We start from the raw sequence: 6,493 nt of genomic DNA, 5'->3' as shown, positions 1-6,493 counted from the left end.
GCGGCCCCATGTATCGGGCCGGGCCAGCGGGCTTGCTGCTGCGATCGTCCAGGTGATGTAACGACACCGGCCCGGCCACCATTCCACCGCCAGGGTGCCGCCAGTCACGGGACGACCCGCCACTGGCTGGCCCAGACCCGGACATCCGGGCGCATCCAACCGGACCCGGTAACCGGACATCCGGCGCGCCAAGGCCAACCCGCCGCGCAACATCCGGGCACGCCGATTCGCCCGGGCCGGAGGGCTTCGTCGCCGTCGCGGTTTGCGGTGTGTCGCGGTGACCCGGGCGCCGGAACGCGCGACACGCCGCAAACGGGGCGCGGCCGGACGCCGGGCCGAAGCGCACGGGCGCGGGGCGGCAGCTCCGCTGTCGGGCAGACCTTGGCGGATCGTGGCGACCCACGCGCCGGCACACGTCGCGCGGAGCCGGGCGGCGACCGTCGGAAGGAGCCGATCGCCCAGCGGGTCGGCGGCGGCGGGGCGGGATTCTGCCGTTGGCAGATCCGCTAGCGGTGAACGGGGGGTCGGTCGGGGGCCGGGACCGGACAGGCTGGGACGCATGAGACTGCTGGTGCTGGGTGGAACAGGCTTCGTCGGCGGCGCGACCGTGGCCGAGGCGGTACGCAGAGGCTGGTCGGTGACCGTCTTCAACCGCCGGGTGCACGGTGCGGTGCCGCCGGGCGTACACCGGTTGCGGGGTGACCGGACGGCGCCGGACGGCCTGGCGGCGCTCGCGGGCGGCGAGTGGGACCTGGTGGTGGACACCTGGGACGGTGCGCCGCGGGCGGTGGGGGACGCGGCCCGGGCGTTGGTCGGGTCGGTGCCGCACTACGTCTACGTCTCCAGCGGTTCGGTCTACGCCCACCCGCTGCCTCCGGGGGCCGGGGAGGAGGCGCCCGTGGTGGACGCCGAACCGGACGCGGGTGACGGGGACTACGCGCACAACAAGGCGGGTGGGGAGCGGGCCGTACTGGAGGTGTTCGGGGACGCGGCGTTGCTCGTCCGGGCCGGGCTGATCCTGGGGCCCGGGGAGGACATCGGTCGGCTGCCCTGGTGGTTGGAGCGGGTCGCCCGGGGCGGGGACGTGCTGGCGCCGGGTCCGGAGGACCTGCCGATCCAGTACGTGGACGTGCGGGACCTAGCGGCCTGGATGCTGGACCGGGGCGCGGAGCACGTCGGCGGGGCGTACAACGTGATCAGCCGCAGCGGGCACGCGACGATGGGGGAGCTGTTGGCGGCGGCCGTCGCGGCGACCGGGTCGGACGCGCGGCTGCGCTGGACGGATCCGGAGCGGATCCTCGCGGCCGGGGTGGTGCCCTGGAACGACCTGCCGGTCTGGGTGCCGCGCGGTCACGAGTTCCGCTGGTTGCAGGAGCGGGGCGTGGAGCAGGCGTACGCGTCGGGGCTGACCTGCCGCCCGGTGGCCGAGACGGTCGCCGACACCTGGCGGTGGCTGCGGCAGGTGGGGTCCGTGCCGGCGCGGGCCGGGCGGCCGGCGCGCGCGGCGGTGGGGCTGGACCCGGAGCGGGAGGCGGCCCTGCTCGGCAGTCCCCGCCCAGCCTGACACCGACGCACCCCGGTAGGAGCGACCACGCTGCCGGCCCCGGCGACGGGGGCGGGGCCGGCAGCGACGGGCGGCACGGGTGGCGGGGTACGGCTCAGGCCGACACCACGGGCAGGTCGAGCACGTCGTCCACGCTGCGCCGGGGGGTGGCTGACCCGGGCTGGCCGTAGCCGATCCGCATCACCATCTGGGGCGTGCCGAACCGGCCCAGCGACAACCGCAGCGCCTCGCGCGCCCCCTGCACCTCGATCGGCTGGGACAGCAGGGAGACGCTCAGCCCGGCGTCGGTCGCGGTGAGCAGCACCCGTTGCAGGGCCTGCCCGGCCAGGATCTGGTCGGCGGACGTGTTGCCCGCAGAGCCGAGGACGGCGACCAGCGGCTCCGGTTCGAAGTCCCGGCCGGGAGCCCGGTTGCGGCCGCCGAAGCCGCGCATCGGCAGCAGGTCCTGCGGTTCGCTCTGCGGGCCGCCGGCGGCGGCGGGCACCCCGTCGGGCGCGGGCTCGCGGCGGATCCACTCCGTCCGCTCCCGCCGGTAGTCGGGGTCGCGTTCCAGCACCCGGTGGGCGCTGCGGGCGACCTCGGCGAGGGCGTTGACCGCGCTGGTGCCGATGACCAGTTCCAGCCAGCACTGCTCGGCGCGGGCCGCCTCGCCGAGGCGCCACCGGGCGTCGGCCGGCACCGGGTCCGGCCAGAACGGCGCGCGGTTGCTGAACCGGCGCGGGATCGCCCCTCGCAGGCTGCGGTCGGCGGGGGTGGCGGGCCGGGGCGCGTCCGGGACCAGCCGGGCCAGCACGTCCGGTTCGGTCGGGTACGGCCGCAGCCGCACCGTGGCCGGGGTGCCGGCGACGGCGAGGGCGAGCCGCAGGTTGAACAGGGCCGCTCCGCAGGAGATCCGGGCACCCCAGCCGCTCGGGTCGGTGGCGGGCAGCCGGCGGGCCGGGTCGACCGACAGTTCGATGCCGCCGTCGCGCAGCCGGAACCGCCAGGGCTGGGTGTTGTGCAGGGAAGGTGCCCGGACGGCGTCCGCGGCGGCCGCCCGCAGTTGCGCGACCGTGAAGCCGGTGTCCATGGTGATGCTCCTTCCGTGGCAGGTGGGGCCCCGCTGGTTCACCTCCACGGTGCGTCAGCGGTCGGGAAGCCGGGCAGGGCCGGATGTCCCGTCCGCCCGGGTCCCCCTTCCCGCCGTGCCGCGGCAGGTAGGGGACCTTCGGCCCGTGCGGGGCGCGGCCGGGGCGGGTAGAAACGAGGGATGATCCGGGTGTTCCTCCTCGACGACCACGAGGTCGTCCGTCGTGGCCTTGCCGACCTGCTGCAGAGCAGCGGCGACATCGAAGTGGTCGGTGAGTCCGGCTCCGCGCAGGAGGCGGCCCGCCGCATTCCGGCCCTCCGGCCGGACGTGGCGATCCTCGACGCCCGGCTGCCCGACGGCAACGGCATCGACGTGTGCCGGGACATCCGGGCCGTGGATTCCTCGATCAAGGGTCTGATCCTCACCTCGTACGAGGACGACGAGGCGCTCTTCGCCGCGATCATGGCGGGGGCGGCCGGCTACGTGCTCAAGCAGATTCGCGGCACCGACCTGGTGGACGCGGTGCACCGGGTGGCGGCCGGCCAGTCCCTGCTCGACCCGGCGATCACCACCCGGGTGCTGGAGCGCATCCGCAGCGGCGTCGAGCAGCCCCGCGAGCTCAAGACGCTCACCGAGCAGGAGCGCCGCATCCTGGAGTACGTGGCCGAGGGGCTGACCAACCGGGAGATCGCCGGCAAGATGTTCCTGGCCGAGAAGACGGTGAAGAACTACGTCTCCAGCGTGCTGGCGAAGCTCGGTCTGGAGCGGCGGACCCAGGCGGCGGTGCTCGCCACCCGCCTGCTCGGCAAGACCCACTGAGCGCCCACGCCGCGCCGGGAACGCCTGGCGCTGGGCGCCGTCGCGCCAGGAACGCCCGGGTCAGTCCCGCAGCGGGACGCACCAGAACAGCTCGGTGCCGTGCGGCTGCGCCGGGCGTACCTGGAACTCGCCGCCGTGCCGCTCGGCGCGCTCGCGCAGGTTGACCAGGCCGCCGCGGGCGGCGGCGGGGTCGCAGCCGACGCCGTCGTCGGTGACGGTGAGCGCGACCCGCCCGGCGTCGACCCGGATGGCGACGGCGACCCGGGTGGCCTCGGCGTGCCGGACGGCGTTGGACAGCGCCTCGCGGAGCACGGCCGTGAGGTCGGGGCGGACCGATTCCGGTACGGCGCTGTCGATCGGCCCGGCCAGCTCCACGGCCGGGCGGAAGCCGAGCGACTCGGTGGCCAGGTCGATGGCCTCCCGGATCTCGGTGCGTAGCGCCGCGCTCATCGGGGTGCGCAGCTCGAAGATGGTCCGCCGGATGTCGCGGATGGTGGCGTCGAGGTCGTCGACGGCCGCGTTGATCCGCTTGGCGACCTCCGGCCGGGCGTTCATCGGGGCGGCGCTCTGCAGTTGCAGGCCGGTGGCGAAGAGCCGTTGGATCACCACGTCGTGCAGGTCGCGGGCGATCCGTTCGCGGTCCTCCAGGACCACCAGCAGCTCCCGTTCCTCCTGGCCGCGGGCCCGCTCCATGGCGAGCGCGGCCTGGCCGGCGAAGCTGCTCAGCAGCCGCACGTCGTCGTCGACGGTCCGCGCGGAGTCCGGTCGGTGCGCGATCACCAGCACGCCGTGCAGGGTGTCCGCCGCGGCGAGCGGGGACACCACGGCGGGGCCGGCGACCACCGGCGCCGGCCAGGGCGCGGCCTGGGCGAGGTTGTCCACCAGCTCGTGCCGGTGCTCGGTGACCGGGCCGGCGAAGCTGGTCTCGGCGGCCGGCAGCACCGCGCCGACCAGTTGCCGGTCGGCCCCGTCGGCCGAGTCGACCACCTCGACGGTGAACTGGCCGGCGTCCTCGTCGTAGAGCAGCACCAGGGCCAGCTCCGCCTCGGCGACCTCCCGGGCCCGCCGGGCGACCAGGGCCAGCGCGTCGGTGCGGCGGACCTCGCCGAGCAGCACCGAGGTGATCTCGGCGGTGGCGGCCAGCCAGCGTTCCCGCCGGTGGGCCAGCGCGTAGAGGCGGGCGTTCTCGATCGCGACGCCGGCCGCGGCGGCCAGCGCGACCACGATCTCCTCGTCGTCCTCGGTGAACTCCGACGCGCCCTGCTTCTCGGCCAGGTAGAGGTTGCCGAAGACCTGGTCGCGGATGCGGACCGGCACGCCGAGGAAGCTGTGCATCGGCGGGTGGTGCGGCGGGAAGCCGTACGACTTCGGGTGCTGGGTGATGTCCGGCATCCGGACCGGGCGTGGTTCGTCGATCAGCAGGCCGAGCACGCCGCGCCCGTGCGGCAGGTCGCCGATCTTGGCGTGCAGCTCGTCGCTGATGCCATGGATGATGAAGTCGTGCAGCAGCCGGTCCGGCCCGATCACGCCGAGCGCGCCGTAGCGGGCGCCGACCAGCTCGCAGGCCGACTGCACGATCCGTTGCAGGGTGCTGCGCAGGTCGAGGTCGGAGCCGATGCCCACCACCGCGTCCAGCAGGGCGCGCAGCCGCTCCCGGCTGGTGACCACCTCGCCGACCCGGTCGAGCATCTCCTGGAGCAGCTCGTCGAGGCGTACCCGGGACAGCGGGCTCAGCCCCAGCGAGGGGGCGAGCGGCTCGTTGCGGGGCGTCGGTGTGCTGGCGGCCACGCAGGCGATGCTATCGCCCGCGTCACCGGCGGCACGAGATCGTCAGGTGCGCTGGTCGCGGACCGCCGAGGTGTCGACCACCTGCTCGGTGGGGAGCCGCGGGGTGTGCGGCGGCCCCGCGTGCGCCGGGTCCGCGATCCCCAGCCGCACCACGAGGTACGGGAAGCCGAGCCCGCTGAGCAGCTGGCGCAGCGTCTGCCGGGTGCCGGGCACCTCCACCACGCCGGAGAGCGGCACCACGGACACGCCGAGGCGGGTGGCGGTCAGCCAGAGCGCGGAGAGCGCCTCGCCGGCGCGCAGCCAGCTGTCCGGCTCGTCCTCGTCGCCGTTGAGCAGGCCGTACACGGCGGCCTTGTCGTGGCCGGGGCCGATCGGCAGGGTGCCGGCGCGGCCGAAGTCGCGGCCGGGGACGGTGGTCTGCGGCTGCTGCTCGGGCAGCACCTCCGGCGGTAGTCCCGTGCCGCCGTCAGCCCGGCTGGTCCAGTAGTCCAGTTCCTCGCGCAGCTGCGGGTCCTTCGCCTCGACCGTGCCGGCGTGCGAGGCGGCGGCGGCCAGCTCCATCACCTGGTCGGAGTCGAGGATCTGCAGGTTGGCGCCCTCGGCGGCGACCGCCCGGCTGATCTCACCGATCGCGGCGGTCGGGACCGGCTCGTCGCTGACCGGTCGCCGGTCGGTGTGCCGGATCTGCATGCACTGCACCATGCGCATGGCGTCCGCGTCCGCGCCGGACCGGTCCAGCCCGGTCAGTCGGGCCAGCAGGTCCGGCTGCGCCGGGTCGGGCAGCCGCTCCACCACGGCCGTCCAACCCTCGGCGGCCAGCGCGAGCCGGGCGTGGTGCAGCGCGGCGCCGCAGCTGATCGCCAGCAGGCGTCCCTCCGGGTCGGTGGCGGTCAGCTGACGGTCCCGGACGATCCGTAGTTCCAGGGCGCCGGGTAGCACCAGCCAGCGCCACGGTTGCGTGTTGTGCACCGAGGGGGCGTAGCCGGCGGTCGCGGCGGCCTCCGCGAGCGCGGTGGTCAGCGGGCGGTCCTGTCCCGGCGTCTCGTGGCTCATCGTCACGACCTTTCCGTTTCTCCATCGTGCCCACCACGGCGGTCGCGGTGGTGGGGTCACGGCTCCATCCTTCGTCATGCCCGGATCCGGCGTAGCCCACGCAGGCCCGGCGCCGCCGGCCTCCGGCATCCCGTCGCCGGCCGGCGTGGAGCGACACCGGGATGCGGCGTGTCGCGCTGTCCCGCGCCGGGGAGGCCGCG

General features: G+C 75.3%; 5 protein-coding genes. 2 read left to right on the top strand and 3 right to left on the bottom strand.

The window, feature by feature from the left end:
- Window positions 1-559: 559 nt before the first annotated feature.
- Window positions 560-1,564 carry an NAD-dependent epimerase/dehydratase family protein gene (locus ACTMTB_RS28950; protein WP_441149327.1) on the top strand — a complete coding sequence of 335 codons (1,005 nt, stop codon included), beginning with the start codon at window positions 560-562 and terminating at the stop codon, window positions 1,562-1,564.
- A gap of 94 nt (window positions 1,565-1,658) precedes the next feature.
- Here the strand turns inward: ACTMTB_RS28950 and ACTMTB_RS28945 are convergent, their stop codons facing one another.
- On the bottom strand, window positions 1,659-2,633 hold the full coding sequence (locus ACTMTB_RS28945) for an Acg family FMN-binding oxidoreductase (RefSeq protein WP_441149326.1): 975 nt from the start codon (window positions 2,631-2,633) through the stop codon (window positions 1,659-1,661).
- 180 nt (window positions 2,634-2,813) lie between these two features.
- Here ACTMTB_RS28945 and ACTMTB_RS28940 point away from each other — a divergent pair, with 180 nt between their 5' ends.
- Entirely contained in the window at window positions 2,814-3,452 is a 639-nt protein-coding gene (locus ACTMTB_RS28940) for a response regulator (protein WP_154942955.1), read from the top strand.
- A gap of 60 nt (window positions 3,453-3,512) precedes the next feature.
- Here the strand turns inward: ACTMTB_RS28940 and ACTMTB_RS28935 are convergent, their stop codons facing one another.
- Both ACTMTB_RS28935 and ACTMTB_RS28930 read right to left on the bottom strand, forming a co-directional pair.
- Window positions 3,513-5,186 carry a GAF domain-containing protein gene (locus tag ACTMTB_RS28935; RefSeq protein WP_441149333.1) on the bottom strand — a complete coding sequence of 558 codons (1,674 nt, stop codon included), beginning with the start codon at window positions 5,184-5,186 and terminating at the stop codon, window positions 3,513-3,515.
- Window positions 5,187-5,282: 96 nt separating this feature from the next.
- A complete protein-coding gene (locus tag ACTMTB_RS28930; protein WP_441149325.1) occupies window positions 5,283-6,293 on the bottom strand; it encodes an Acg family FMN-binding oxidoreductase in 1,011 nt (336 codons plus the stop codon).
- Window positions 6,294-6,493 lie beyond the last annotated feature (200 nt).

The sequence above is a fragment of the Micromonospora sp. L32 genome (assembly GCF_052068055.1).
Taxonomy (GTDB): Bacteria; Actinomycetota; Actinomycetes; order Mycobacteriales; family Micromonosporaceae; genus Micromonospora; species Micromonospora purpureochromogenes.
Note: the sequence above shows the minus strand (reverse complement) of the source record. Positions and strands in the feature narration are given on the sequence as shown.

Excerpts from the sequence above, each read along its gene's own strand:
- ACTMTB_RS28945 (WP_441149326.1), bottom strand. The coding sequence starts at position 2,633 with ATGGACACCGGCTTCACGGTCGCGCAACTGCGGGCGGCCGCCGCGGAC.
- ACTMTB_RS28930 (WP_441149325.1), bottom strand. The coding sequence starts at position 6,293 with ATGAGCCACGAGACGCCGGGACAGGACCGCCCGCTGACCACCGCGCTC.
- ACTMTB_RS28950 (WP_441149327.1), top strand. The coding sequence starts at position 560 with ATGAGACTGCTGGTGCTGGGTGGAACAGGCTTCGTCGGCGGCGCGACC.
- ACTMTB_RS28940 (WP_154942955.1), top strand. The coding sequence starts at position 2,814 with ATGATCCGGGTGTTCCTCCTCGACGACCACGAGGTCGTCCGTCGTGGC.